Origin of the sequence: Pseudomonas sp. CHM02 (assembly GCF_000612585.1) — a bacterium.
Classification (GTDB): domain Bacteria; phylum Pseudomonadota; class Gammaproteobacteria; order Pseudomonadales; family Pseudomonadaceae; genus Aquipseudomonas.
Genome location: NZ_JFCA01000001.1, coordinates 1 through 25092 on the forward strand (window position 1 = coordinate 1; position 25092 = coordinate 25092).

Here is a 25092-nt window from a genome sequence, read left to right on the forward strand (position 1 = left end):
TTAGAGCAACCGTTGCCCATCACATGGTAATTAAGAATATGGCGCTGACCTTGTGAGTCTTCATATTCCATCTTCACCGGTACAACTTCGCATACTTCCGGAATACTGCTCATGGACAATACTTTGGCAACATCCAAGTGGGTGCTGTAAGTGTAGTCTTCAACGATCGGGGTGTTCCGGCCAGCTACGTCAGTCGGGGCTTCGTCGGCCAGGGCGGCGGTTGCGCACAAGCTGCTGAGGGCCATAACTACTAAAGCTTTCATTTCTCTATTTACCTTGTTCAGGGCGAAAGGGGTCACGGGGCCCTTGTGAGGCCACGTGTGTAACTTAAGAGTTGGGAAGTTCGGATTAACGTTGCCTTCGTGGGGGCTGTTGCGTTGTTAATCACAGTGCCTTGTTGGCGGAGTTGATTTTAGGCCCCCGGGTTATATTCATATACCCGTACTTTTGATAAACACTATTGGCGGTTTTTGTAACAATCCCGTGGTAAAGCTTTTTTCACAAAGGCGCAAAGCGCCACGGTCCGCGGGCTAGAGCTGCACAGGGGCATATCAGGGCAATTTGTAGGGGCTTGTTACTACCATCGTCGAATGGTTCTATAGACCCGCCCCGGCTACAACAGGGCCATACAACAACAACTATGTCACCGAGGTAAGAAAGATGAGTGCGGCTTCCCTGTACCCCGTTCGCCCCGAAGTAGCAGCCAACACGCTGACCGACGAGGCGACCTACAAGGCCATGTACCAGCAGTCGGTGGTCAACCCCGATGGCTTCTGGCGCGAGCAAGCCAAGCGCCTTGACTGGATCAAGCCTTTCACCACGGTGAAGCAGACCTCGTTCGATGATCACCATGTCGACATCAAGTGGTTCGCCGATGGCACCCTGAACGTTTCCTACAACTGCCTGGACCGTCACCTTGCCGAGCGCGGCGACCAGGCGGCAATCATCTGGGAAGGCGATGACCCTTCCGAGAGCCGCACCATCACCTACCGCGAGCTGCATGAAGAAGTCTGCAAGTTCGCCAACGCCCTGCGCGGCCAGGATGTGCACCGCGGCGACGTGGTGACTATCTATATGCCGATGATCCCCGAAGCCGTGGTCGCCATGCTGGCCTGTACCCGCATCGGTGCGATTCACTCCGTGGTGTTTGGCGGTTTCTCGCCGGAGGCCCTGGCCGGTCGCATCATCGACTGTAAGTCGAAGGTGGTGATCACTGCCGACGAAGGCATTCGCGCCGGTAAGAAAGTTTCCCTCAAGGCCAACGTCGACGACGCCCTGACCAACCCGGAAACCAGCAGCATCCAGAAAGTCATCGTGTGCAAGCGCACCAATGGCGCGATCAAGTGGAACCAGCATCGCGACATCTGGTACGAAGACCTGATGAAAGTGGCGGGCACCGTGTGTGCGCCGAAAGAGATGGGCGCCGAAGAAGCGTTGTTCATTCTCTATACCTCCGGTTCCACCGGCAAGCCCAAGGGCGTGCAGCACACCACCGGCGGCTACCTGCTGTACGCAGCCCTGACCCACGAGCGCGTATTCGACTACCGCCCGGGCGAAATCTACTGGTGCACCGCCGACGTCGGCTGGGTCACCGGCCACACCTATATCGTCTACGGCCCGCTGGCCAATGGCGCGACCACGCTGCTGTTCGAAGGTGTGCCGAACTACCCGGACATCACGCGGGTGGCGAAGATCGTCGACAAGCACAAGGTCAATATCCTTTACACCGCGCCGACCGCGATCCGCGCGATGATGGCTTCCGGCACCGCAGCCGTGGAAGGCGCCGATGGCAGCAGCCTGCGCCTGCTCGGTTCGGTGGGTGAGCCGATTAACCCAGAGGCGTGGGACTGGTACTACAAGAACGTCGGCCAATCCCGTTGCCCGATTGTCGACACCTGGTGGCAGACCGAAACCGGCGGCAACATGATGAGCCCGCTGCCCGGCGCCCATGCGCTCAAGCCGGGGTCGGCGGCACGTCCGTTCTTCGGCGTGGTGCCGGCGCTGGTGGACAACCTCGGCAACCTGATCGAAGGCGCCGCCGAAGGCAATCTGGTGATCCTCGATTCGTGGCCGGGCCAGGCGCGCACGCTGTACGGCGACCATGATCGCTTTGTCGACACCTACTTCAAGACCTTCCGTGGCATGTACTTCACCGGTGACGGTGCGCGTCGCGACGAAGACGGCTACTACTGGATCACCGGCCGTGTGGACGATGTGCTGAACGTGTCCGGCCACCGCATGGGCACCGCCGAGATCGAAAGCGCCATGGTCGCCCACCCGAAAGTCGCCGAAGCGGCGGTGGTGGGGGTGCCGCACGACATCAAGGGCCAGGGCATCTATGTGTATGTCACCCTCAAAAATGGCGAAGAGCCAAACGAGGCGCTGCGCCTGGAGTTGAAAAACTGGGTGCGCAAGGAGATCGGGCCGATTGCTTCGCCGGACGTCATCCAGTGGGCGCCGGGCTTGCCGAAGACGCGTTCGGGGAAAATCATGCGGCGTATCCTGCGCAAGATCGCCACGGCTGAATACGACGGATTGGGGGATATCTCCACCCTGGCGGATCCGGGTGTAGTGGCGCATTTGATTGAGACGCACAAGACCATGAACGTCGCGTAAGCGGGTTAGTGGGACGAAGCCCCATCCGGCGTGAGCCGGGTGGGGCTTTTTTGTGCTCAGAGGATACCCCGTTGTGGTGAGCGGGCTTGCCCCGCGCTGGGCTGCGCAGCAGCCCCTTTCAAACCCGCCGCATGTCTTCAGGCAAAACTGTAGCAGCAGGGTTTGGGGCCGCTTCGCGCCCCGGCGCGGGGCAAGCCCGCTCACCACAAGGTGCTCAGCGATGTCTAATCGGACGTCAATAAATATCGGTTTCCCAGGTAGGAGGTTTCTGAATGTTACCGGCTGGCGCAAATGTGTAACCCCTCGCCCAAACATGAGGCAAAGTGCTACGCCCGCGCCCTGAAAAACCGCGTTTTAGACACCCCTGGAAATAAGATTAAACGCCAGACTTGCCGTGCCAGAAGGGTTTGCGAATAATAGGCCCGCAATTTGCAGCGTCTACAGGTTTAATGTCTTTTGTCTCTGCATAAAATTCAGAGGCTGTCAATGAGCTGGAACTGCTTTCTCGGTGCTTCTGTAAATTGTTGTCGCATTGAGGAAATATCGGCTTCCGGCCTGTCGTTAGAATGCCGATCACTCGCTCGTCGTCTCCAGTGTGTAACTGGTGTGGGACGCAGCACCGCAATTCGGTTTCCCTTACGTCGCATCGTGGGCCATGGCTCATACTGCTGTTTTGCCCTATACCGATGGAGTCCCAAGATGAAGAAACTCGTGCTGTTGGGCGCCCTGGCGCTGTCCGTGCTGTCCATGCAGGCTTTCGCTGAAGGCAAGCCTCTGAAAATTGGTATCGAAGCGGCTTACCCTCCGTTTGCCTCCAAAGCTCCCGATGGCAGCATCGTCGGTTTTGACTACGACATCGGCAACGCCCTGTGCAAGCAGATGGACGTCAAGTGCACTTGGGTCGAGCAGGAATTCGACGGCCTGATCCCCGCGCTGAAAGTGCGCAAGATCGACGCGATCCTGTCGTCCATGTCCATCACCGATGACCGCAAGAAGTCCGTGGACTTCACCACCCGCTACTACCTGACCCCAGCGCGCCTGGTGTTGAAGGAAGGCACCACCGTCAGCGACAGCCTGGATGAATTGAAAGGCAAGAAGATCGGTGTGCAGCGCGGTTCGATCCACGACCGTTTCGCCAAGGAAGTCCTGGCTCCCAAAGGTGCCACCATCGTTCCTTACAGCACCCAGAACGAAATCTACCTGGACGTTGAAGCCGGTCGTCTCGACGGTACCGTGGCTGACGCCACCCTGCTGCAGGACGGTTTCCTGAAGACCGACGCAGGCAAAGGCTACGCGTTCGTGGGCCCGGCGTTCACCGACGTCAAATACTTCGGCGACGGTGTAGGCATCGCGGTACGTAAAGGCGACAAGGAAAACCTGGACCGCATCAACGCAGCCATTGCCGCAATCCGCGCCAACGGTGAGTACAAGAAGATCCAGGACAAGTACTTCGACTTCGATATCTACGGCGCTGACGCCAAGTAAATCGTCGCAGCTGTCTGTCCTGAATGGCGCAAGCAACAGAATTCCTGAGGTTTGCGCCATTTTTTCATCCCCCTTTTCGAGGACCTGAATCATGTTGAAAGGCTACGGGGCCGTCATCCTCGATGGCGCATGGTTGACGCTTCAGCTCGCCTTGTCGTCCATGGCCTTGGCCATTGTTCTGGGTCTGATCGGGGTCGCGTTACGCCTGTCGCCGGTGCGCTGGTTGGCCTGGCTGGGTGACTTGTATTCCACGGTGATCCGCGGGATCCCCGACCTGGTGCTGATCCTGCTGATTTTCTACGGCGGTCAGGACCTGCTCAACCGCGTCGCGCCGATGCTCGGCTATGACGACTATATTGACTTGAACCCCCTGGCCGCCGGTATCGGCACCCTGGGTTTCATCTTCGGCGCCTACCTGTCGGAAACCTTCCGCGGCGCTTTCATGGCCATTCCCAAGGGCCAGGCCGAGGCCGGCCTTGCGTATGGCATGAGCAGTTTCCAGGTGTTTTTCCGGGTGATGGTGCCGCAGATGATCCGGCTGGCGATCCCTGGGTTCACTAACAACTGGCTGGTCCTCACCAAGGCCACTGCGCTGATTTCGGTGGTGGGCCTGCAAGACATGATGTTCAAGGCCAAGCAGGCGGCAGACGCTACCCGCGAGCCTTTTACCTTCTTCCTCGCAGTGGCGGCGATGTACCTGGTGATCACCAGCGTGTCGTTGCTGGCCTTGCGTCATCTTGAGAAGCGCTACTCGGTAGGCGTAAGGGCGGCTGATCTATGATCTTCGACTACAACGTCATCTGGGAGGCCATGCCGCTGTACCTTGGCGGCTTGGTGACTACCCTGAAACTGCTCGTCATCTCGCTGTTCTTCGGCTTGCTCGCCGCCTTGCCCCTGGGCTTGATGCGTGTGTCCAAGCAGCCGATTGTCAATGGTGTGGCCTGGCTCTACACCTACGTGATCCGCGGCACGCCGATGCTGGTGCAGCTGTTCTTGATCTACTACGGCCTGGCTCAGTTCGAGGCGGTACGTGAGAGCTTCCTGTGGCCACTGTTGTCCAGCGCCACCTTCTGCGCGTGCCTGGCCTTTGCGATCAACACCAGCGCCTACACCGCCGAAATCATCGCCGGCAGCCTCAAGGCCACACCCAATGGCGAGATCGAAGCGGCCAAGGCCATGGGCATGTCGCGCTACAAGCTGTATCGCCGCATCCTGCTGCCGTCGGCCCTGCGCCGCGCGCTGCCGCAGTACAGCAACGAAGTGATCATGATGCTGCAGACCACCAGCCTGGCGTCCATCGTCACCCTGATCGATATCACCGGTGCCGCACGCACGGTGAACGCGCAGTTCTACCTGCCGTTCGAGGCCTACATCACCGCTGGCGTGTTCTACCTGTGCCTGACCTTCATCCTCGTACGCCTGTTCAAGTTGGCCGAGCGCCGCTGGCTGAGCTACCTGGCGCCGAGGAAGCACTGATATGGAACGTATCGATCACCGGTTGCCCTGGGGCCACCTGGGGTGTGAGCGCCAATTGAGCGTGTTCCGTTTCGGCAAGGGCGAGCGCAAGGCCTATCTCCAGGCCAGCCTGCACGCCGATGAGCTGCCCGGCATGCGCGCTGCGTGGGAGCTGAAAAAGCGCCTCGCCGAACTGGAACAGCAAGGTGCGCTCAACGGCGTGATCGAACTGGTGCCGGTCGCTAACCCGATGGGCCTGGGCCAGTTGCTGCAAGGCAGCCACCAGGGCCGTTTCGAGGTGGGCAGCGGCAAGAACTTCAACCGTGATTTCGTTGAACTGAGCGAGCCGGTGGCCGAGTTGCTCAAAGGCAAGTTGGGCGATGATCCCCACGCCAACGTGCGCATGATCCGCCAGGCGATGAGCGATACGCTCAGTGCCTTGCCCGAGCCGAGCAGCCAGTTGCAAGGTATGCAGCGCATCCTGCTGAGCCATGCCTGCACCGCCGATGTGGTGCTGGACCTGCATTGCGACGCCGAAGCCGCGCTGCACATGTACGCGCTGCCACAGCACTGGCCGCAGTGGCGCTCGTTGTCGGCGCACTTGAATGTGAAAGTCGGCCTGCTGGCGGAAGACTCCGGCGGCAGTTCGTTCGATGAAGCCTGCTCGCTGCCGTGGTTGCGTTTGTCCCAGGCGTTCCCTGAAGCGCAGATCCCGCTGGCCTGCCTGGCGACGACGCTGGAGCTGGGCGGCCAGGCCGATACCGGCCGCGACGAGGCGATCTTCCACGCCGAAGGCATCCTCGCGTTCCTCGCCGAGCAGGGCCTGATCAACGGCGAATGGCCCGCGCCACAATTCGAGCCCTGTGAAGGCCTGCCGTTTGAAGGCACCGAATTGTTGTTCGCGCCCCACGCCGGGGTGATCAGTTACCTGCGTAAAGCCGGTGATGTGGTCGAAAAAGGCGAGCCGATTTTTGAAGTGATTGATCCCCTGGAAGACCGCGTCAGCACGATTTGCGCGGGCACCTCGGGGGTGTTGTTTGCCGTTGAACGGCTACGTTATGCCCAAGCGGGTTTCTGGCTGGCCAAGGTGGCGGGGCGCGAAGCGCTGCGTCACGGGCGCTTGCTCAACGACTGACCACCTGTTTTTGTGAGAACCGACCGCATGTACAAACTTGAAGTCCAAGACCTGCATAAACGCTATGGCAGTCATGAAGTGCTCAAAGGGGTGTCCCTGGCCGCCGCGGCCGGTGATGTGATCAGCATCATCGGTTCCAGTGGTTCGGGCAAAAGTACCTTTTTGCGCTGCATCAACCTGCTGGAGCAACCGCACGCCGGCAAGATCCTGCTCAACAATGAAGAGCTGAAGCTGGTGGCCAACAAGGACGGCGCCATGAAGGCTGCCGACCCCAAGCAACTGCAACGCATGCGTTCGCGGCTGTCCATGGTGTTCCAGCATTTCAACCTGTGGTCACACATGACCGCGCTTGAAAACGTGATGGAAGCCCCGGTGCACGTGCTGGGCGTGTCGAAGAAAGAAGCCCGTGAAAAGGCCGAGCACTACCTGGCCAAGGTCGGTGTGGGTCATCGTAAAGATGCGTTCCCCGGTCACATGTCCGGCGGCGAGCAGCAGCGCGTAGCCATCGCCCGTGCCTTGGCGATGGAACCGGAAGTGATGTTGTTCGACGAGCCCACCTCGGCCCTCGACCCTGAACTGGTCGGTGAAGTGCTCAAGGTGATGCAGGACCTGGCCCAGGAGGGCCGCACCATGGTGGTGGTGACCCACGAAATGGGCTTTGCCCGTGAGGTGTCGAACCAGTTGGTGTTCCTGCACAAAGGCATCGTCGAAGAGCGTGGCAACCCGCGCGAAGTGCTGGTTAACCCACAGTCCGAGCGTTTGCAGCAGTTCCTGTCCGGTAGCTTGAAATAATCAAGGCTGCTTTTGTGCGCTGAATTGGTGCATGCTTCGCGGCCTGGAATTTGGCCCAATCCCTGTAGGAGCTGGCTTGCCAGCGATACCGATCTACCTGATCCACCGCGATCGCCGGCAAGCCGGCTCCTACAAGGGATCGCGGTTTGTTTTGAGATTTGTGCTCGTTTCCGGGCTAGCATTAGCCCCTGTCTTCATTACCGTTACTCGCTTCGGATAGCACTCCATGACCGCCCATAAAATTGGTTTCCTGATTTGGCCCAGCACGAAAGCACTGACGCTTGCGCTGGCTGAGGAGGCTTTGCGCGTTGCTCAGCGAGTGCATCCGGACGTGGTCTACGAACTGTCGTTCCTGCAGGCCGAGCCGCCAACCGAAGGCGCCTGGCAACTGCCGGGCGAGCCGTGGGCCGGCAAGCTCGAGGGCTTCCAGAAACTGTTCCTGCTGGCGGACGAACCGCCGACCGTCATCGCCTCGCAACTGAGCACCGCGCTCAAGCAACTGGTGCGTGCCGGTTGCGTCATCGGCGGCTTGTCTGCCGGTGTCTATCCACTGGCGCAATTGGGTTTGCTCGACGGTTACCGCGCCGCCGTGCACTGGCGCTGGCAGGATGATTTTGCCGAGCGCTTCCCCAAGGTCATCGCCACCAGCCACCTGTTCGACTGGGACCGTGACCGCCTGACCGCCTGCGGTGGCATGTCGGTGCTAGACCTGCTGCTGGCGGTGTTGGCCCGTGACCATGGTGCCGAACTCGCCGGCGCCGTCTCCGAAGAACTGGTGGTGGAACGCATCCGCGAAGGCGGTGAGCGCCAGCGCATCCCGCTGCAAAACCGCCTGGGTTCCAGCCATCCCAAGCTGACCCAGGCCGTTTTGTTGATGGAAGCGAATATCGAAGAGCCGCTGACCACCGACGAAATTGCCCAGCATGTGTGCGTGTCGCGACGACAACTGGAACGGATCTTCAAGCAGTACCTCAACCGCGTTCCCAGCCAGTATTACCTGGAATTGCGCCTGAACAAGGCGCGCCAGATGCTCATGCAGACCAGCAAGTCGATCATCCAGATCGGCCTGTCGTGCGGCTTCTCCTCGGGGCCGCATTTCTCCAGCGCCTACCGCAACTTCTTCGGCGCAACCCCTCGTGAAGACCGCAACCAGCGGCGCAGCAGCAGCCCATTCGAATTGTCGTCGGTGCCGTCCGAGCGCGGCTGATCGCTGGCGGCGGCTTATTCCTCCATGGGCTCCGGCGAGGCGGGCCTTGCCAATGGATTGCCGGCTGCATCCAGGCTGGCTTGCGCTACCGCTAAGTCATTACCGGTTTGCAGGTAGTACCGCCTGAGGATATTGATGCTTAACGGCGACAGTGGATTGCCGCTGAAATCCGACGCGTGATTGAGCGGCCTGGCGAGTTGCAAAAGGTTGGCAGGAATCTCTTCAATCCGGTTGTCGCTCAAGTCCAGGGTGCCCAGCGCGCGCAGGGTGAACAGGCCTTTGGGCGTTTCGGTCATTCCGGTGTCTTGCAGGTACAGCGACCCCAATTCGGCCATTTGACTGACATCGGGCGTGAGGCCCAGCAGGTTGTCGCTCAGGTCCAGGTACAGCAGGTTCTTCAGCCCTGACAAGGCGTCGGCACTGGTCGGCGTCAGTTCGATAGCCGACTCGGTCAGGCTCAGGGTTTCCAGTTCGGTCAGGCTGAACACTGCGGGTGGAATATCACCCAGGCTGAATTTGGAGATGATCAGGCTCCTGAGTTTGGGGAAGCCTTTGAGTAACCCATCGACTTCGGTGGTGCTGCCCTCGCCATCGAGTTCGATTGACGTGACATGGTCAAACCGCGCGCTCAATTGGGGCAGTTCGCCGAGGATGGGGGTATCAAAGGCCAGCTTGTGGGTCAGCTCGGGGCCGTCGTTGTCGTCCAGTTCGGTCTCGCGGCGCCAGGCGTCTTCAAGCAGCGTTTTGAATGCCCGGCGGTTGACTTGGTCCTGGGCCCGCGTTTGCGCATCCAATGGTTCGTCCAGTATCGGGTGTCGGGTTGGCACGTCCACCACCCATTCTTCAAGGTCTGTACGCAGTTGAGTGTATTCGGCTTCAAGCCGCTCGATGGCTGGCCCTGCCGCGTCGAGGTCTCCAGGCAGCTCAAAGAAAAAGCGGTTGGCTTCGCCTTCGGTGAGGGTGGGGTACAGCCTTTGGATCCTGTCTCGCATCGCCGCCGGGGCATCGGCCCGCAAGTGCTCGCCAGTACGCTGGCAATGCCGTTTGACCTGCATCAACGCTGATCTGCTCAGTGGGTTGCGGGAAAGATCAAAGGCAATGGTTACCGCGGTGGGCAGCGTGAACGCGCGGTCAGGAACCTGGGTGATCAGGTTGTCGCTGAGGTTGACGCGTTGGCGCTCGACGTTGGTCAGCAGGTCGTCGGGAATCGCCGTCAGGCCGGTGTCCTCAAGGTCAATACTGGACAGCTTGGGGAGCGAGCCGAAGTCCGGCAGACGCCCCAGTGGGTTATGGCTCAAGTCCAGTGCTCCCAGCTCGTTCAGCGTGGCCAGTGAGGCGGCGTTCTCGACAGATAATGTGATTGCGCAGTGGGGCAGGCTCAAGGATGAGAGTTGGGGCAGATCCCATAGCGGGCGGGGAATATCGCCCATGACATAACCCTCGATAGACAAGTGGTTGAGCGTTGGGAACCCCCTGAAAAACAGCGATGACTGCAGGGGGAACGGATCCCCTGCACCCTTCAGGCGCAATGACGACACCTGTTTGAACGCACCGCTGTCGAGTGATGGGAATGTGCCAATGAACGGTTGCGGGCTTTCCAGCATGTACGTGGGAATGACCTGTGGGCTGCTCGGGTCCAATTCACCTTCCCGGCGCCAGCAGGCCTGGAGCTTCTCTTTAAACGCGTGTCGCCGGGTTTGCTCCTCGGGCGTCGTGGCCTGCCGGGCCCAGGTGTCGAGCCCTTCGGACAGCGCTGCATATTCAACTTCCAGGCGTGCCAATTCGATTTGACCCATTTCCAGGTTGCCAGGCAGGCCAAAAATGAAACGGTTGACTTCGTTTTCGCTGAAGTCGGGAAAGAGCAGGTTGACCTGCCGGGTATCGACGGCTGGGGCGTCAATTTCCCAATAGTGGCCGGTTCGCTGGAAATAGGCCTTCACCCGCTCCAGGGTGGGGCGCGACAAGGGGTTGTCGGAGAGATCGAGGATCTTTTGGGTGTCGGCGGGCAGGTCGAATATCTCGCTGGGCAGCTGCGTGATCTGGTTGTGGGAAAGCACGGCCAGCTCCAGCTCCGGTCGGTTGAGCAGGCCGGCAGGTACCGTGGAAATGCCTGTGTTGGATAGGTCCACAGTGTCCAGATTGCTCATGCGTTCAACACTGGGCGTGAGCCCCAGTGGATTATTGAACAGGTCCAGGGTTCGCAGCCTGGTCATGGAGGTCAGGGCGCTCAGGCTTTCAGGTGTCAGGGTGATGCCGCAGTCGCTCAGGATCAATGTGTTGAGCGTGGGCATGGCGCTGATGGCGGCGGGCAGTTGTCCCAACCGGGCATTACTGATGCTGAGGTAGCGAAGGTTGGGGAAACTGCGCAAAAACGCTTCGACATTCAGCGCTGTGTCGTTGCCTTTGATGACCAGGTAGGAGATGTGGGCGAAATTCGCTCGCAACGCTGGCAGATCACCCGAGAGCGGATGGAGCGACGTGAGCTTGCGGCCGTTCCGGGTCGGGGGCTCGAAGTATGAATCAACGGCGGTTTCTTTGCGCCAGCAGCGCAGCAGTTCCTGCCTGAGCTTGTCGCGATTCCCCTGGATGTCTCTGTACTCCTGGCGGCTCATGTTCACCTCGGTACCCGGGTAGCGTCGCGGCGTACTGGCGACCCAGGCTGCCAAGTCGCGATCGAGCTGTCGGAACTCCTGGCGCATCGCGGTCAATATCGGCAGGGCCCCGCCTGGACGGCCATCCAGATCCCGGATCAGATCGCCGATTTGCTCTGCCGTGTGTGCCGGGAACAGCTCTCGCGCCAATGTCTGTGAGAGGGGCGGCAGGTTGGGGCCGGCGGCGGGTGCCGCAGGATAGCTGTCCATGCCCAGCAGGCGCAGGTGGGTGCGGGTGTCAGTGGGCGTGTGGGCGGGTTGGGCGGTGATCAACGTGCGCAAGGGCGCGCGTTCCAGGGCATGGGTGCGCAGGGCTTGCCGAAGGGCGGGGCCTTGGCCGATGTGCAGGCTCAGGGCGTTGCGCTGGGCATCGGGAAGGGCCTGCAGAATCGCCGTGTACAGGTCGGTTTCGCCGGACAGCGGGCCGCTCTGGTCGTGTGGGGTGTAGCGACCCTCGGATGAGCGGACCAGGGTTCTTTTGATGCGCGCCTTAGGTTTGCCGATGGCATCCAGGAGGGTGGATTCTGGCGCGGGGCTCCTGATTTCAAGGCGCACTTTTTTTGCCGCCCAGCCGGGCAGTCGCTCCAGGGAGTGCAGGGCCAGTCGATGGGTGTCGATGTCGTCCGTCGAGTCCAGGTACAAGCCATCGTAGGTATGGTTGACCCTGGCCTCATCCCGCAGTGATTGCGCCAACTCGTTCAAGCGCGCAGGAACCGTCCCTTGGTCGACCTCCTTGAGTTCCTGGCTACTGGCCGTTTCTAGCAAGGCATCGGCTGCGCTGAGCGGCAGGCCGGGTGTGTTGTCGACCAATGCTTGCTGTCGAGGGGCGGTGGGGGTGTCCAGCTTCTGGTAACGGGTATTGAACAGTTCGGCTCGATGAGAATGGGCCAGCCCGGCCAGTTTTTTCCTGAGTTTGAGCGTGCGATTTTCCACAGAGGTGACCGGGTCGCCGAAGGCTTCTCCCAGTAAGGTTTTGCGTTGTGATTCATCCAGTGCTTCCAGCAGGGTTTTCAGCAAGTCACCGTTTTTAAGCTGGGCTTCGTGTATCTGCACCACACTGGCGTTCGTTTCGCCGGGCAGCTCCCAGAGGGTTGTGCCCTGGGCGTCCAAAAAGCGCAGGGTCTTGGCTTTTGGCCAAAGGCCCAGGTTGGCGAGCAGGTGCAGTTGGGTTTGCACATCGGCGCGCCCATACACCGCCGGGTCATTGCTGTTCATTTGGTCGATGAAGTCCTGCAGTGTCTGGTCGATCTGCAAGCGTTCAAGGGTGTCGATCAGCAGGGGCGGCGGCTGGTGCTGGTTGACGTGCATCTTGCGCAACGCGCCGTCGGTGATGCCGCTGATGCGGCGCGCATCGGCCAGTTGTTCATCACTGAGTCCCGCGGTTTTGGGGCCTTGGCGTTTCATGAGGGTGGCGCTGTCCCAGCTCAAGGGGGTGTCCAGTTCATTCAGCCAGGCGCCCTTGCCGTTGGTCAGCAAGGGCGGGCGGTAGGCGTTGGTGCGGGTGGGGTGTTGCAGGTAGGGTTGTTGGGTGACCGGATCGGTCTGTACCACGAAGGGTTTGTCCGAGAGCAGCAGGATGTTTTTACCGTTGTAGGCATGCAAACCTTGAGGGTTTGGATAGGAGTGGCTGGCCAGTTGGAGGTCGTGGGCGTAGGGCGCGAGGTCGGGCTTCCAGAGCCGGGTCTTGCCATTGGGCAGGGTGACGGGTCTGAGGCCGTCGAAAAACGTTACGGCATCGGCGGGCAGCAGCGTGCGCAGGGCGCCCGCAGCGATAGGGGGGCCTGCGATAAACAGGCCCAGTTGTATGCCTTGCTCTGCGAATGACAGCAAATGTCCGAATGCTTCGGTCACGTCGCCCACCGCCCAGTCGATGATCCATTCAAAGGCGTCGTCGAGCATTTGGTAGGCGCTGTAGCCGAGCATCAGCAGGCCCACGGGAGGAACGAACGGGGCGGCGATGAATGCTGCGATTTGCAGGATAGCCGAGGCGACTTTCTGCACGATGGCCCAGCGCTCCCAGCGTACGCGTTGGTCGACGATGGCAGTGGACACCGCGAGGGCACGGGCATCGTTGAACACCTTGCTGAGTTTGGTCTGGAACAGGTGGCTGAACAGATCCCCGCTGATGCTATTGGCGCTGAAGGTCAGGTGTGGCCGGTCGATGGGCGTCTCGCGCCAGGACGGCAGCGGATCGCCGCGGGTGTGCGGGTGCCAGGTGACCCGGGTCAGCCTGCGGTTGAGGTCGGCGAAGAAGGGGCCGCGTTCTGCGTGATTGACGAAACGGCTGAAGAACGCTTGGTACTTGGCGTTACGCAGGTTGTTGCCCAACGCGGTCATGAAGTCGACGAGTGTGGGGTAGTGCTTGAGCGGCGCGTAGGGGTCGCCCGGGATATAGGCGATAACGCTTACCGCGTGACGGCTGCCGATGTTCTCGGCAAACAGCACGATGCCGGTAAGTGCGGTCGACATGATGGTCAGGTTGTAACACTGCAGCGGGTAGCAGGTGCCTGGGTGGTCGTCGGTGCTGAGCAGGCGTTGCAGGCGTATGACGGACAGGTCATCCGGCAAATCGCCTTTCATCGAGGCCATCTGCAACGCGACGCTCAGGTCTGCCACCTGGCTTTGCTTGAATTTCAACTCGAGGCTGGTAGTGGCCACCGGGTTCTTGAAGTCAAAGAATTGCTCAAGGTAGTGCTGGTACTTGCCGCCGATGTCCAGTTCCCGGCACAGCGCGGTGAATTGTGCCACTGTGATCAGTGTGTCGAGCGCGGGCAGGCTGTCGAATTGACCCGTGCTGGTGGGTTTGGTGATGAAGCCTGATTGCGCTTCGAATACCTCGCCGGCTTCAAAGTTGTGCAGGGCGGCGTCCAGCAATGACACGGTCCAGGTTCTTGCCGCGCCTGAGCGAACAGCAAACCACGGAATCGTCAGGGGGATGTAGAGCCGCAAATACGTGGTCCTGACGTCACGCTCGATACCGAAGCGCTGCTTGAGCAATTGCTGTAGCAGGGGCGCGCCGAAGTTTTGCGGTGATTTCAGGTTGGCCATGGCCTGATCGACCTGGTGTTGTGTCTTCCAGGCGGTATTCATGCGGTTTTTCAGGGTGTCATGATCTTCGGCCGTGGCGGTTTTGTACCACGCGGGGAAGTCCGGTTTTACGTTGTTCAGTGCGGTGCGCCGGGTAGAGGAAAGGTTGGGCAGCCAAGCGGGAACGGCTTGCGCGAGAATATCGACGTGCAGGTCTCGATAAGTCGGCAGGTCCGGGGGCAGGAGGGACGTGGTGGGTTGGGTCACGGGAAAACGCCTTTGCGTGATGAATAGGCGTGAGAGCAGAACAATTTCGCGTGGCTGGCCGGGGGTAGATAGATAGCCAGTCACCCATGACGTTGCAGCTATCCTGCTCGAGCACCTGCCGCTGTGACGCGCCAGCGTTTAAACTGCGCCATTGCGATGCTATTTGTCGCATTGGCGTAAACCCGCGTAAAACGGGGGGTGGCGCTATAAGAAGTTGTCGCTTGGCGACAAGGCCCTACTGAAAACTGTCCTTACAATCCCTGCATCGCCCGCCAGTTCCAGGCAGGCGTTCCTCTTCAGGAGACTCCGATGTCCGTTGAGCAAGCCCCGGTGCAACGTGCCGATTTCGACCAGGTGATGGTTCCCAACTACGCACCTGCCGCCTTCATCCCCGTGCGTGGCGCAGGCTCGCGCGTGTGGGACCAGGCGGGTCGCGAGCTGATCGACTTTGCCGGCGGCATCGCGGTCAATGTACTGGGCCACGCCCATCCGGCGCTGGTCGGTGCACTGACCGAACAGGCCAACAAGCTGTGGCACGTGTCCAACGTCTTCACCAATGAGCCGGCCCTGCGCCTGGCCCACAAACTGATCGACGCCACGTTTGCCGAGCGCGTGTTCTTCTGCAACTCCGGCGCCGAAGCCAACGAGGCCGCGTTCAAACTGGCCCGTCGCGTGGCGTTCGACCGTTTCGGCAGCGAGAAATACGAGATCATCGCCGCGCTGAACAGCTTCCACGGCCGTACCCTGTTCACCGTCAACGTCGGTGGCCAGTCGAAGTACTCCGATGGCTTCGGTCCTAAAATCACCGGCATCACCCACGTCCCTTACAACGACCTGGACGCGCTGAAAGCCGCCGTGTCGGGCAAGACCTGCGCCGTGGTGCTGGAACCGGTCCAGGGCGAAGGCGGCGTACTGCCGGCCGAACTGGCCTATCTGCAAGGCGCGCGTGAGCTGTGCGACGCCAACAATGCGCTGCTGGTGTTCGACGAAGTGCAGACCGGCATGGGTCGCAGCGGCCACCTGTTCGCCTACCAACACTACGGCGTGGTGCCGGACATCCTCACCAGCGCCAAGAGCCTGGGCGGCGGTTTCCCGATTGCCGCGATGCTCACCCGTGAAGACCTGGCCAAGCATCTGGTGGTCGGCACGCACGGCACCACCTACGGCGGCAACCCGCTGGCGTGCGCGGTGGCCGAGGCGGTTATCGACGTGATCAACACGCCAGAAGTGCTGGCCGGTGTGAATGCCAAGCACGACTTGTTCAAAGCGCGCCTGGAGCAGATCGGCAAGCAATACGGCATCTTCACCGAAGTGCGCGGCATGGGCCTGCTGCTCGGTTGCGTGCTGAGCGACGCCTTCAAAGGCAAGGCCAAGGACGTGTTCAACGCGGCCGAGAAAGAAAACCTGATGATCCTCCAGGCCGGTCCGGACGTGGTGCGTTTTGCCCCGAGCCTGGTGGTGGAAGAGGCGGACATCCAGGAAGGCCTGGACCGTTTTGAACGTGCAGTTAAAGCGCTGACGCAAGCTTGATGGACCGCTCGGCGTCCGAACAATCGGGCGCCGAACACAAATTCCAAAGGCCGGACTGGATCAAATGTGGGAGCTGGCTTGCCTGCGAAGACGGTGGTACAGGCAACATCTGTGCTGACTGACACGCCGTAATCGCGGGCAAGCCCGGCTCCCACATAGATTTGTTTACACCGTGAGAGCGGTGTGAGCAGTTCTCCTGTCCGGCATTTTTCCCTCTGTGAGTTTTTCGAGTTAAGGAGTGACACCATGCTGGTGATGCGCCCCGCGCAAATGGCTGATCTGGGCGAGGTACAGCGTCTGGCTGCGGACAGCCCGATTGGTGTCACCTCCTTGCCGGACGATGTGGAACGCCTGAGCGACAAGATCGCCGCCAGCGAAGCGTCTTTCGCGGCCGAGGTCAGTTTCAACGGTGAAGAGAGCTACTTCTTCGTGCTCGAAGACACCGAGACCGGCAAGCTCGCCGGCTGCTCGGCCATCGTCGCCTCGGCCGGTTACTCGGAGCCGTTCTACAGCTTCCGTAACGAGACTTTCGTGCACGCTTCCCGCGAGCTGAAGATCCACAACAAGATCCACGTGCTTTCCCAGTGCCACGACCTCACCGGCAACAGCCTGCTCACCAGTTTCTACGTGGTGCCGGAGCTGGTCGGTTCGCCGTGGTCGGAACTCAATTCCCGTGGCCGCCTGTTGTTCGTCGCCAGCCACCCCGAGCGCTTTGCCGACTCGGTGGTGACCGAAATTGTCGGCTACAGCGACGAGAACGGTGACTCGCCGTTCTGGGACGCCATTGGCCGCAACTTCTTCGACCTCAACTACGCCGCCGCCGAGCGCTTGTGCGGGCTGAAAAGCCGTACCTTCCTCGCCGAGCTGATGCCGCATTACCCGATCTACGTGCCGCTGCTGCCGGACGAGGCCCAGGAAGCCATGGGCCAGGTGCACCCGCGTGCACAGATCACCTTCGACATCCTCATGCGCGAAGGCTTCGAGACCGACCATTACATCGACATCTTCGACGGCGGCCCGACGCTGCACGCACGGGTATCGGGCATTCGCTCGATCGCCCAGAGCCGTGTGGTGCCGGTGAAGATCGGTGAGATGGTCAAGGGTGTCGGCCGCCAGTACCTGGTGAGCAACGCGCAGTTGCAGGATTACCGCGCGGTGATGCTGGAGCTGGACTACGCGCCGGGTAAACCGGTGACGTTGGACCTCGCAGCGGCCGAAGCCCTGGGTGTTGGCGAAGGCGCGAGCGTGCGCCTGGTAGCGGTTTAAAAAGAGAGTTTCGCGGGTGGCTGACAACAGCGGCCCGTTCGAGGAGATAGCATGATCGTTCGTCCCGTACGCAGCAGCGATTTACCGGCCCTGATTGATCTGGCGCGCAGCACCGGCACCGGCCTTACCACCTTGCCGGCCAACGAAGAGCGCCTGACCCACCGGGTTGGCTGGGCGGAAAAAACCTTTCGCGGCGACGCCGGGCGTGGCGATGCCGATTACCTGTTCGTGCTGGAAAACGACGAAGGTCGCGTGGTGGGCATCTCTGCCATCGCCGGTGCCGTCGGCCTGCGTGAGCCCTGGTACAACTTCCGGGTCGGCCTGACGGTCAGCGCCTCCCAGGAGCTGAACATCTACCGCGAGATTCCGACGCTGTTCCTGGCCAACGACCTCACCGGCAATTCCGAGCTGTGCTCGCTGTTCCTGCACGCCGATTACCGCACCGGCCTCAACGGCCGCATGTTGGCCAAGGCGCGTCTGCTGTTTATCGCTGAATTCCCGCAGTTGTTCGGCAACAAGATCATTGCCGAGATGCGCGGGGTGTCCAACGACGCCGGGCGTTCGCCGTTCTGGGAGAGCCTGGGGCGGCACTTCTTCAAGATGGAATTCAGCCAGGCCGACTACCTCACCGGCGTGGGCAACAAGGCGTTTATCGCTGAGCTGATGCCGAAGTTTCCGCTGTACAGCTGCTTCCTGTCCGAGGATGCGCGCAACGTGATCGGCAAAGTCCACCCGGACACCGAGCCGGCGCTGAGCATGCTCAAGAGCGAAGGGTTCAGCTACCAGGGCTATGTCGATATCTTCGACGCCGGCCCGGCAGTGGAGTGTGAAACCACCAAGATCCGCGCCGTGCGCGACAGCCAGTCACTGGTACTGGCGATCGGCACGCCGGGGGACGACGCCACGCCGTTCCTGATCCATAACCGCAAGCGCGAGGATTGCCGCATTACCGCCGCACCGGCCCGCCTGGCGGCAGGCACGCTGGTGGTCGATCCGCAGACCGCCAAGCGCCTGCAACTGGTGGTGGGTGATCAAGTGCGCGCCGTACCGTTGTCCGCTGCTCGGGAGTCGAAATAATGAATTCGCTGTATATCGCAGGTAGCTGGCTGGCTGGCCAGGGTGAACTGTTCGAGTCGCGCAACCCGGTGACCCAGCAGGTGCTGTGGGCCGGTAATGGCGCCACTGCCGAGCAGGTCGAATCCGCCGTGCAGGCCGCGCGCCAGGCGTTCCCGGCCTGGGCTCGGCGCCCGCTGGAAGAGCGCATCAGCGTGCTCGAAGCCTTTGCGGCCACCCTGAAAAGCCGCGCCGATGAAATCGCCCGCTGCATCGGCGAGGAAACCGGCAAGCCGCTGTGGGAGTCGGCCACCGAAGTCACCAGCATGGCCAACAAGATCGCGATCTCGGTGCAGAGCTACCGCGAGCGTACCGGCGAGAAGAGTGGCCCCCTGGGCGACGCCACCGCCGTGTTGCGCCACAAGCCACACGGTGTGGTGGCGGTGTTCGGGCCCTACAACTTCCCGGGTCACTTGCCCAACGGGCACATCGTGCCGGCCTTGCTGGCGGGTAATACCGTACTGTTCAAGCCGAGCGAACTGACCCCTAAAGTCGCCGAGCTGACCGTGCAGTGCTGGATCGAAGCCGGCCTGCCGGCGGGCGTGTTGAACCTGCTGCAAGGCGCGCGGGAAACCGGCATCGCCCTGGCGGCCAACCCTGGCATCGACGGGCTGTTCTTCACCGGTTCGAGCCGCACCGGCAACCATCTGCACCAGCAGTTCTCCGGGCGCCCGGACAAGATCCTGGCCCTGGAAATGGGCGGCAACAACCCGCTGGTGGTCGACGAAGTGGCCGACGTGGATGCGGCGGTCTACACCATTATCCAGTCGGCGTTTATCTCGGCCGGCCAGCGTTGCACCTGTGCCCGTCGCCTGCTGGTGCCGGAAGGCGCCTGGGGCGATGCGTTGCTGGCGCGCCTGGTGGCGGTCAGCGCGACGATTGAAGTGGGCGCGTTTGATCAGCAACCCGCGCCGTTCATGGGCTCGGTGATTTCCCTCGGTGCGGCGAAAGCCTTGATGGACGCCCAGGAACTGATGCTCGCCAATGGCGCCGTTGCGCTGCTGGAAATGACCCAGCCGCAGGATCAGGCTGCCTTGCTGACCCCTGGCATCATCGACGTGACCGGTGTAACCGAGCGCGAGGATGAAGAACTGTTCGGCCCGCTGTTGCAGGTGATCCGCTACGCTGACTTTGCAGCGGCGATTGCCGAAGCCAACAACACCCAGTACGGCCTGGCCGCTGGCTTGTTGTCGGACTCCGAAGCGCGCTACCAACAGTTCTGGCTGGAAAGCCGCGCCGGCATCGTCAACTGGAACAAACAACTGACCGGCGCCGCCAGCACCGCGCCGTTCGGCGGGGTAGGCGCGTCGGGCAACCATCGCGCCAGTGCCTATTACGCGGCGGATTATTGCGCGTACCCGGTGGCTTCGCTGGAAACGCCAAGCCTGGTGGTCCCCGCCACACTAACCCCCGGCATTACGCTGACCTGATGTAGGAGCCGACTTTGTGGTGAGCGGGCTTGCCCCGCGCTGGGCAGCGAAGCAGCCCCGGAATTCGGCGGCGTACCCGTCGGGGGGCGAGCCCCCTCACCACAGCAAGCCCGCTCCCACACTTGGTTTGTGGTGTATTCAAGTCATTTTATGCCTATAAAAACAGATGTTCGTGGAGCCTCGCCGATGAAATCCTATGAAGTCAATTTTGACGGTCTAGTGGGGCCGACCCATAACTACGGCGGTTTGTCCTACGGCAACGTCGCGTCCCAGAGCAACAGCCAGCAGTCTTCCAACCCGAAGGAAGCGGCGTTGCAGGGCCTGCAAAAAATGAAAGCCCTGATGGACATGGGCTTTGTGCAAGGTGTACTGGCGCCCCAGGAACGTCCTGATGTGGCGGCCTTGCGCAACCTCGGTTTCAGCGGCACCGACGCCCAGGTCATCCAGCAGGCCGCCAAGCACGCCATGCCGCTGCTGGTCGCGAGCTGCTCGGCGTCGAGCATGTGGGTGGCCAACGCCGCCACCGTCAGCCCGAGCGCCGACACCTTTGACGGCCGCGTGCATTTCACCGCCGCCAACCTCAACTGCAAGTACCACCGCAGCATCGAACACCCGACCACCAGCCGCGTGCTGGGGGCGATGTTTGCCGACCAGAAGCACTTCGCCCATCACGCTGCATTGCCGGCGGTGGCACAGTTCGGTGATGAAGGCGCGGCCAACCACACACGTTTCTGCCGCGACTATGGCGAGGCGGGCGTAGAGTTTTTCGTGTACGGGCGCAGCGCCTTCGACACCCGTTACCCGGCACCGCAGAAGTACCCGGCGCGCCAGACCCTCGAAGCGTCCCAGGCCGTTGCACGCTTGCACGGCTTGAAGGATGAGGGCGTAGTCTACGCCCAGCAGAACCCGGCCGTGATCGACGCCGGCGTGTTCCACAACGATGTGATCGCGGTGGGTAACGGCGAAGTACTGTTCTATCACGAGGACGCGTTCCTCAATACCGAACAGATGCTGGGCGAGCTGCAAGGCAAGCTGGGCAAGTTGGGCGGCAACTTCCAGTCGGTGTGCGTGCCCCGTGCCCAGGTCAGTGTCGAGGACGCCGTGCGTTCCTACCTGTTCAACAGCCAGTTGCTGAGCCGCGCCGATGGCTCGATGCTGCTGATCGTGCCGGAAGAATGCCGCGCCAACGTACGCGTCTGGCAGTACCTGCAGGGCCTGACCGCTTCCGGTGGGTTGATCCGCGAAGTGAAGGTGTTCGACCTCAAGCAAAGCATGCAGAACGGCGGTGGCCCAGCGTGCCTGCGTTTGCGCGTAGCCTTGAACGAAACGGAACTGGCGGCGGTGAATCCAGGCGTTATCATGACTGCGCCGTTGTACGACACGCTGACCCAATGGGTCGACAAGCACTACCGCGACAGCCTGCGCGAAAGCGACCTGGCTGACCCGCAATTGCTGCTTGAGTGCCGGACGGCACTGGATGAACTGACGCAAATCCTTAAACTGGGCTCGGTTTATCCTTTCCAGATCAATTAACGCCACCTTCTTTTACGCCCTATGCTGAGAGCTATTTTATGACCACCGACACCCTGAAACTGATTCTTGAAGACACCGACGGCACTCAGCTGGAAACTTCCTGCACCCGCGTCGCCGTAGTCTGGCAGGGCAAGGAAATCTGGATCCAGCACGACGGCCGCGGCCAACTGCTGATCGGTGTGGACGTGGAAGAAGGCGACGCCGAGTACGCCAACCTGCTGATGCGCCCGCTGGCCACCAACCTGATGAGCCTGCAACTGGAAATGGAACCGGCCGACGTCGAAGGTGATGACGACGATCACGTCCACGGTCCTGGCTGCAACCACTAAGGAAGCTGCTTATGCTCGCCCTCGGCAAACTGCTTGAACTGACCCTCGCCGGTCGCGAACCGGCGCAAAAAATTCAACTGACTGTCGACGGCGTGCAGATGCGCTGGCTCAGCGAGGGCGCGCTCGAAGTGCGCCCTCCTGAAGCGAAGGACAACGGCAGCGACCTGCTGCTGTCGTCCGGCATCCATGGCAACGAAACCGCGCCGATCGAACTGCTCGACCGCCTGTTGCATGGCATCGCCCGTGGGGAGATCAAACCCCGTTCCCGTATTCTGTTCCTGTTCGGCAACCCCGAGGCCATGCGCCGCGGCGAGCGTTACCTTGAACTGGACGTCAACCGGTTGTTCAACGGCCGGCATGAAAAAAACATCGGCCCCGAAGCCATGCGCGCCGCCGAGCTGGAACAGCTGGCCCGCAGCTTCTTCAGCCTGCCGGGCCGTTCGCGGCTGCATTACGACCTGCACACGGCCATTCGCGGCTCGAAGATCGAGCAGTTCGCCTTGTACCCGTGGAAGGAAGGTCGCCAGCATTCACGTCACGAGCTGGCACGGCTGAACGCGGCCGGCATGCAAGCAGTGCTGTTGCAGAACAAGACCTCGATCACCTTCACGGCGTTCACCTATGAACAGCTGGAGGCCGAAGCCTTTACCCTGGAATTGGGCAAGGCGCGGCCGTTCGGGCAGAACCAGGGTGTGGACGTGTCTCGCCTGGAAACGCGCCTGAAGCAGATCATTGAAGGCAACGAGCCGCACACCGAGAGCCTCGATGGCCTGCAACTGTTTGCCGTCTCCCGTGAAGTCATCAAGCACAGCGATGCCTTCCTGCTGCACCTGCCGGCGGACGTGGAAAACTTTTCGCCATTGGCTCAGGGTTACCTGCTGGCCGAAGACGTGGCCAAGACGCGTTGGGTGATCGAGGAGGAGGGCGCGCGCATCATCTTCCCCAACCCGAAGGTGAAGAACGGTTTGCGAGCGGGGATATTGATTGTGCCGACCACGGACGCTGGCCTGGCATAAAACTCAAGTTTGACTCAATCAAATGTGGGAAAGGGCTTGCTGTGGTGAGAGGCGGTGCGACGATTCGACTTGCCCCGCGCTGGGCTGCGAAGCTGCCCCATTGGTTTGCAGTGAACCTGTCGGGGGACAAGTCGAATCGTCGCACCGCCTCTCACCACAGCAAGCCCAAACACATTGGGTTTGCGGTGCGCCTTAGACGGCTACAGCACGCGGCTGGCTGTGACGAATCGCACGCACCTTGTGCAGGGTGTCGGCGCAGGTACGTGCAGCTTCCTGGCCCTTGTGCACGAAGTGATCGAAGAAGAAGCTGTGGTGTTCGCTGCCGGCGTGGAAGTGGTGTGGGGTCAGGGACACCGAGAACACCGGTACTTCTGTTTCCAGCTGCACCTGCATCAGGCCGCTGACCACCGATTGGGCGACGAATTCGTGACGGTAGATGCCACCGTCGACCACCAGCGCGGCGGCGACGATACCGGCGTAACGGCCGGTCTTGGCCAGCAGCTTGGCGTGCAGGGGCATTTCAAAGGCGCCGCCGACTTCGAAGAAATCGATGTCCGATTCCTGGTAGCCCTGGGCGATCATTTCGGCGAGGAAGCCTTTGCGCGATTGGTCGACAATATCCTTGTGCCAGCAGGCCTGGATAAACGCGACGCGCTCGCCGTGGTGGTTTTTGCTTTTGCTGTCGATTGCGGTGGGTTGCATGTTCTGACTCCTGTTTAAGAAAAAAACAGGGCGTTATGAATCGAATGGGATTTAAGGGTACGCAAGCACACGAGGTGCGCGGCCCTTAGGTGCCAATCCCGTTCTCTCTTCATCCGGACTATGACCGTCGGCCCCGGGATCACACCGGGTCTGCTGACCTTGTCGCCGTCCTGCGTGAGCAGTTCGAGGCGCCAAGCGCTCGCGGGCTATGCACATTGCGTGCAATTACCGCCGGTGGGGAATTGCACCCCGCCCTGAGAACGTTGCCGCCAGAACCCTGGCGGCGGAGAGTTTTTAACATGGTTTTTAAAAAACTGCACGATTGCCGTATCGATAAGCTATATCGGTTTGTTTGGTTGGTATTCGATTGAATATCGATGGGGCTTGATATTCCGCGGCTTTGCCCGCAGTAATCATCCACAAAAGGACTTATTCAATCTGTTAGAGGCCTGTTTCATGACTGTGATCGACCTGCGCAGCGACACCGTGACCCAACCCACCCCTGGCATGCTCGACGCGATGGCTAATGCCGCCAGCGGCGATGATGTCTACGGTGAAGACCCCAGCGTCAACCGTCTGGAGGCCGAACTGGCCAAGCGCCTGGGTTTTGCCGCAGCGTTGTTCGTGCCCACCGGCACCATGAGCAACTTGCTGGCGTTGATGGCCCATTGTGAACGCGGCGAGGAGTACATCGTCGGTCAACAGGCCCACACCTACAAATACGAAGGCGGCGGGGCGGCCGTGCTGGGTTCGATTCAACCCCAGCCACTGGAAGTCCAGGCGGACGGCTCCCTGGACCTGAACCACGTACTTGAAGCCATCAAACCCGACGACTTCCACTTCGCCCGCACCCGCCTGCTGGCGCTGGAAAACACCATGCAGGGCAAGGTGCTGCCGCTGGAATACCTGGCGAACGCCCGCGCGTTCACCCGTGAACACGGCCTGGCCCTGCACCTGGACGGCGCGCGGCTCTACAACGCAGCGGTCAAGCTGGGGGTGGATGCGCGGGAGATTGCCCAGCATTTCGACTCGGTGTCGGTGTGCCTGTCCAAGGGCCTCGGCGCGCCGATCGGCTCGGTGCTGTGCGGCACTAGCGCGTTGATCGCCAAGGCACGGCGCCTGCGCAAGATGGTCGGCGGCGGCATGCGCCAGGCCGGCTCGCTCGCGGCGGCAGGGCTGTATGCGCTGGATCATCAGGTGGAGCGCCTCGCGGACGACCACGCCAACGCGCAATGGCTGGGGGATGAGCTGCGCAAGGCTGGCTACACGGTAGAGCCGGTGCAGACCAACATGGTCTACGTGCAGATCGGCGATCAGGCCCAGGCCTTGAAGGCCTTTGCCGCCGAGCGCGGGGTCAAGTTGAGCGCCGCGCCGCGCCTGCGTATGGTCACGCATCTGGACGTCAGCCGCGCGCAGATCGAGCACGTCGTGCAGACATTCGTCGACTTTTCCCGAAAATGACAGTGCAGACCGTCTAATTGACTGTTTCTATCGCATAAACACGCTGTACCACCGGCAAAGGGCCGATATAATGCGGC

Annotated in this window: 18 protein-coding genes and 1 riboswitch; of the genes, 15 read left to right on the forward strand and 3 right to left on the reverse strand. The window is 61.1% G+C overall.

From position 1 onward, the window contains the following. The coding region (locus BM70_RS0100005; protein WP_025854102.1) for a DUF2790 domain-containing protein at positions 1–263 on the reverse strand (263 nt) is incomplete at its 3' end. 397 nt (positions 264–660) lie between these two features. Between BM70_RS0100005 and acs the strand changes: the two genes are divergently transcribed. The 7 genes from acs to BM70_RS0100040 all read left to right on the forward strand — a co-directional run bounded on the left by acs (position 661) and on the right by BM70_RS0100040 (position 8690). Continuing rightward, the gene (acs, locus tag BM70_RS0100010; RefSeq protein ID WP_025854103.1) at positions 661–2616 is read left to right on the forward strand and encodes an acetate--CoA ligase; all 1956 of its coding nucleotides are present in this window, start codon (positions 661–663) and stop codon (positions 2614–2616) included. Between the two features lie 699 nt (positions 2617–3315). Beyond that, entirely contained in the window at positions 3316–4101 is a 786-nt protein-coding gene (locus BM70_RS0100015) for an ABC transporter substrate-binding protein (protein WP_025854104.1), read from the forward strand. Positions 4102–4192: 91 nt separating this feature from the next. Then, positions 4193–4882 carry an ABC transporter permease gene (locus BM70_RS0100020; RefSeq protein ID WP_010208305.1) on the forward strand — a complete coding sequence of 230 codons (690 nt, stop codon included), beginning with the start codon at positions 4193–4195 and terminating at the stop codon, positions 4880–4882. Continuing rightward, entirely contained in the window at positions 4879–5577 is a 699-nt protein-coding gene (locus tag BM70_RS0100025; RefSeq protein WP_025854105.1) for an ABC transporter permease, read from the forward strand. The genes BM70_RS0100020 and BM70_RS0100025 overlap by 4 nt, the downstream gene beginning before the upstream one ends. A gap of 1 nt (position 5578) precedes the next feature. Continuing rightward, positions 5579–6691, forward strand: coding sequence for a succinylglutamate desuccinylase/aspartoacylase family protein (locus BM70_RS0100030; RefSeq protein ID WP_025854106.1), 1113 nt, complete (start codon positions 5579–5581; stop codon positions 6689–6691). A gap of 27 nt (positions 6692–6718) precedes the next feature. Then, complete coding sequence (locus BM70_RS0100035; protein WP_016973723.1) at positions 6719–7483, forward strand: ABC transporter ATP-binding protein; 765 nt, start codon at positions 6719–6721, stop codon at positions 7481–7483. Between the two features lie 226 nt (positions 7484–7709). Continuing rightward, positions 7710–8690 carry a GlxA family transcriptional regulator gene (locus BM70_RS0100040; protein WP_025854107.1) on the forward strand — a complete coding sequence of 327 codons (981 nt, stop codon included), beginning with the start codon at positions 7710–7712 and terminating at the stop codon, positions 8688–8690. Between the two features lie 14 nt (positions 8691–8704). Here BM70_RS0100040 and BM70_RS0100045 read toward each other — a convergent pair whose 3' ends face one another. Further along, entirely contained in the window at positions 8705–14635 is a 5931-nt protein-coding gene (locus BM70_RS0100045; protein WP_025854108.1) for a dermonecrotic toxin domain-containing protein, read from the reverse strand. 309 nt (positions 14636–14944) lie between these two features. On the opposite strand from BM70_RS0100045, the gene BM70_RS0100050 reads away from it, so the two are divergent. The 7 genes from BM70_RS0100050 (at position 14945) to astE (ending at position 22852) form a co-directional block, all read left to right on the forward strand. Further along, the gene (locus tag BM70_RS0100050; protein WP_025854109.1) at positions 14945–16165 is read left to right on the forward strand and encodes an aspartate aminotransferase family protein; all 1221 of its coding nucleotides are present in this window, start codon (positions 14945–14947) and stop codon (positions 16163–16165) included. Between the two features lie 246 nt (positions 16166–16411). Continuing rightward, positions 16412–17431, forward strand: coding sequence for an arginine/ornithine succinyltransferase subunit alpha (gene aruF / locus BM70_RS0100055; protein ID WP_003175655.1), 1020 nt, complete (start codon positions 16412–16414; stop codon positions 17429–17431). A 51-nt stretch (positions 17432–17482) separates the two neighbouring features. Continuing rightward, positions 17483–18508 (forward strand): arginine N-succinyltransferase, encoded by a 1026-nt coding sequence (astA, locus tag BM70_RS0100060; protein WP_025854110.1) that lies wholly within the window; start codon positions 17483–17485, stop codon positions 18506–18508. Further along, complete coding sequence (gene astD / locus BM70_RS0100065; RefSeq protein WP_177326519.1) at positions 18505–19974, forward strand: succinylglutamate-semialdehyde dehydrogenase; 1470 nt, start codon at positions 18505–18507, stop codon at positions 19972–19974. The genes astA and astD overlap by 4 nt, the downstream gene beginning before the upstream one ends. Positions 19975–20160: 186 nt before the next feature. Further along, positions 20161–21507, forward strand: coding sequence for an N-succinylarginine dihydrolase (gene astB / locus BM70_RS0100070; RefSeq protein WP_025854112.1), 1347 nt, complete (start codon positions 20161–20163; stop codon positions 21505–21507). A gap of 38 nt (positions 21508–21545) precedes the next feature. Further along, the gene (locus tag BM70_RS0100075) at positions 21546–21836 is read left to right on the forward strand and encodes a hypothetical protein (RefSeq protein WP_003214319.1); all 291 of its coding nucleotides are present in this window, start codon (positions 21546–21548) and stop codon (positions 21834–21836) included. 11 nt (positions 21837–21847) lie between these two features. Then, positions 21848–22852, forward strand: a complete 1005-nt coding sequence (astE, locus tag BM70_RS0100080) for a succinylglutamate desuccinylase (RefSeq protein WP_025854113.1) — start codon at positions 21848–21850, stop codon at positions 22850–22852. A 192-nt stretch (positions 22853–23044) separates the two neighbouring features. On the opposite strand, the gene BM70_RS0100085 is transcribed toward astE, so the two are convergent. Beyond that, entirely contained in the window at positions 23045–23554 is a 510-nt protein-coding gene (locus BM70_RS0100085; protein WP_025854114.1) for a 6,7-dimethyl-8-ribityllumazine synthase, read from the reverse strand. A gap of 96 nt (positions 23555–23650) precedes the next feature. Continuing rightward, positions 23651–23820, reverse strand: a riboswitch (FMN riboswitch). A 190-nt stretch (positions 23821–24010) separates the two neighbouring features. Here BM70_RS0100085 and ltaE point away from each other — a divergent pair. Then, on the forward strand, positions 24011–25015 hold the full coding sequence (gene ltaE, locus BM70_RS0100090; RefSeq protein WP_025854115.1) for a low-specificity L-threonine aldolase: 1005 nt from the start codon (positions 24011–24013) through the stop codon (positions 25013–25015). Positions 25016–25092: the final 77 nt, after the last annotated feature.

What these genes read in the sequence shown, in the direction of transcription:
- ltaE (WP_025854115.1), top strand. Translation starts at nt 24,011, where the DNA reads ATGACTGTGATCGACCTGCGCAGCGACACCGTGACCCAACCCACCCCT.
- BM70_RS0100050 (WP_025854109.1), top strand. Translation starts at nt 14,945, where the DNA reads ATGTCCGTTGAGCAAGCCCCGGTGCAACGTGCCGATTTCGACCAGGTG.
- astB (WP_025854112.1), top strand. Translation starts at nt 20,161, where the DNA reads ATGAAATCCTATGAAGTCAATTTTGACGGTCTAGTGGGGCCGACCCAT.
- BM70_RS0100075 (WP_003214319.1), top strand. Translation starts at nt 21,546, where the DNA reads ATGACCACCGACACCCTGAAACTGATTCTTGAAGACACCGACGGCACT.
- BM70_RS0100030 (WP_025854106.1), top strand. Translation starts at nt 5,579, where the DNA reads ATGGAACGTATCGATCACCGGTTGCCCTGGGGCCACCTGGGGTGTGAG.
- BM70_RS0100015 (WP_025854104.1), top strand. Translation starts at nt 3,316, where the DNA reads ATGAAGAAACTCGTGCTGTTGGGCGCCCTGGCGCTGTCCGTGCTGTCC.
- BM70_RS0100025 (WP_025854105.1), top strand. Translation starts at nt 4,879, where the DNA reads ATGATCTTCGACTACAACGTCATCTGGGAGGCCATGCCGCTGTACCTT.
- acs (WP_025854103.1), top strand. Translation starts at nt 661, where the DNA reads ATGAGTGCGGCTTCCCTGTACCCCGTTCGCCCCGAAGTAGCAGCCAAC.
- BM70_RS0100035 (WP_016973723.1), top strand. Translation starts at nt 6,719, where the DNA reads ATGTACAAACTTGAAGTCCAAGACCTGCATAAACGCTATGGCAGTCAT.
- BM70_RS0100020 (WP_010208305.1), top strand. Translation starts at nt 4,193, where the DNA reads ATGTTGAAAGGCTACGGGGCCGTCATCCTCGATGGCGCATGGTTGACG.
- aruF (WP_003175655.1), top strand. Translation starts at nt 16,412, where the DNA reads ATGCTGGTGATGCGCCCCGCGCAAATGGCTGATCTGGGCGAGGTACAG.
- astA (WP_025854110.1), top strand. Translation starts at nt 17,483, where the DNA reads ATGATCGTTCGTCCCGTACGCAGCAGCGATTTACCGGCCCTGATTGAT.
- BM70_RS0100040 (WP_025854107.1), top strand. Translation starts at nt 7,710, where the DNA reads ATGACCGCCCATAAAATTGGTTTCCTGATTTGGCCCAGCACGAAAGCA.
- BM70_RS0100085 (WP_025854114.1), bottom strand. Translation starts at nt 23,554, where the DNA reads ATGCAACCCACCGCAATCGACAGCAAAAGCAAAAACCACCACGGCGAG.
- astE (WP_025854113.1), top strand. Translation starts at nt 21,848, where the DNA reads ATGCTCGCCCTCGGCAAACTGCTTGAACTGACCCTCGCCGGTCGCGAA.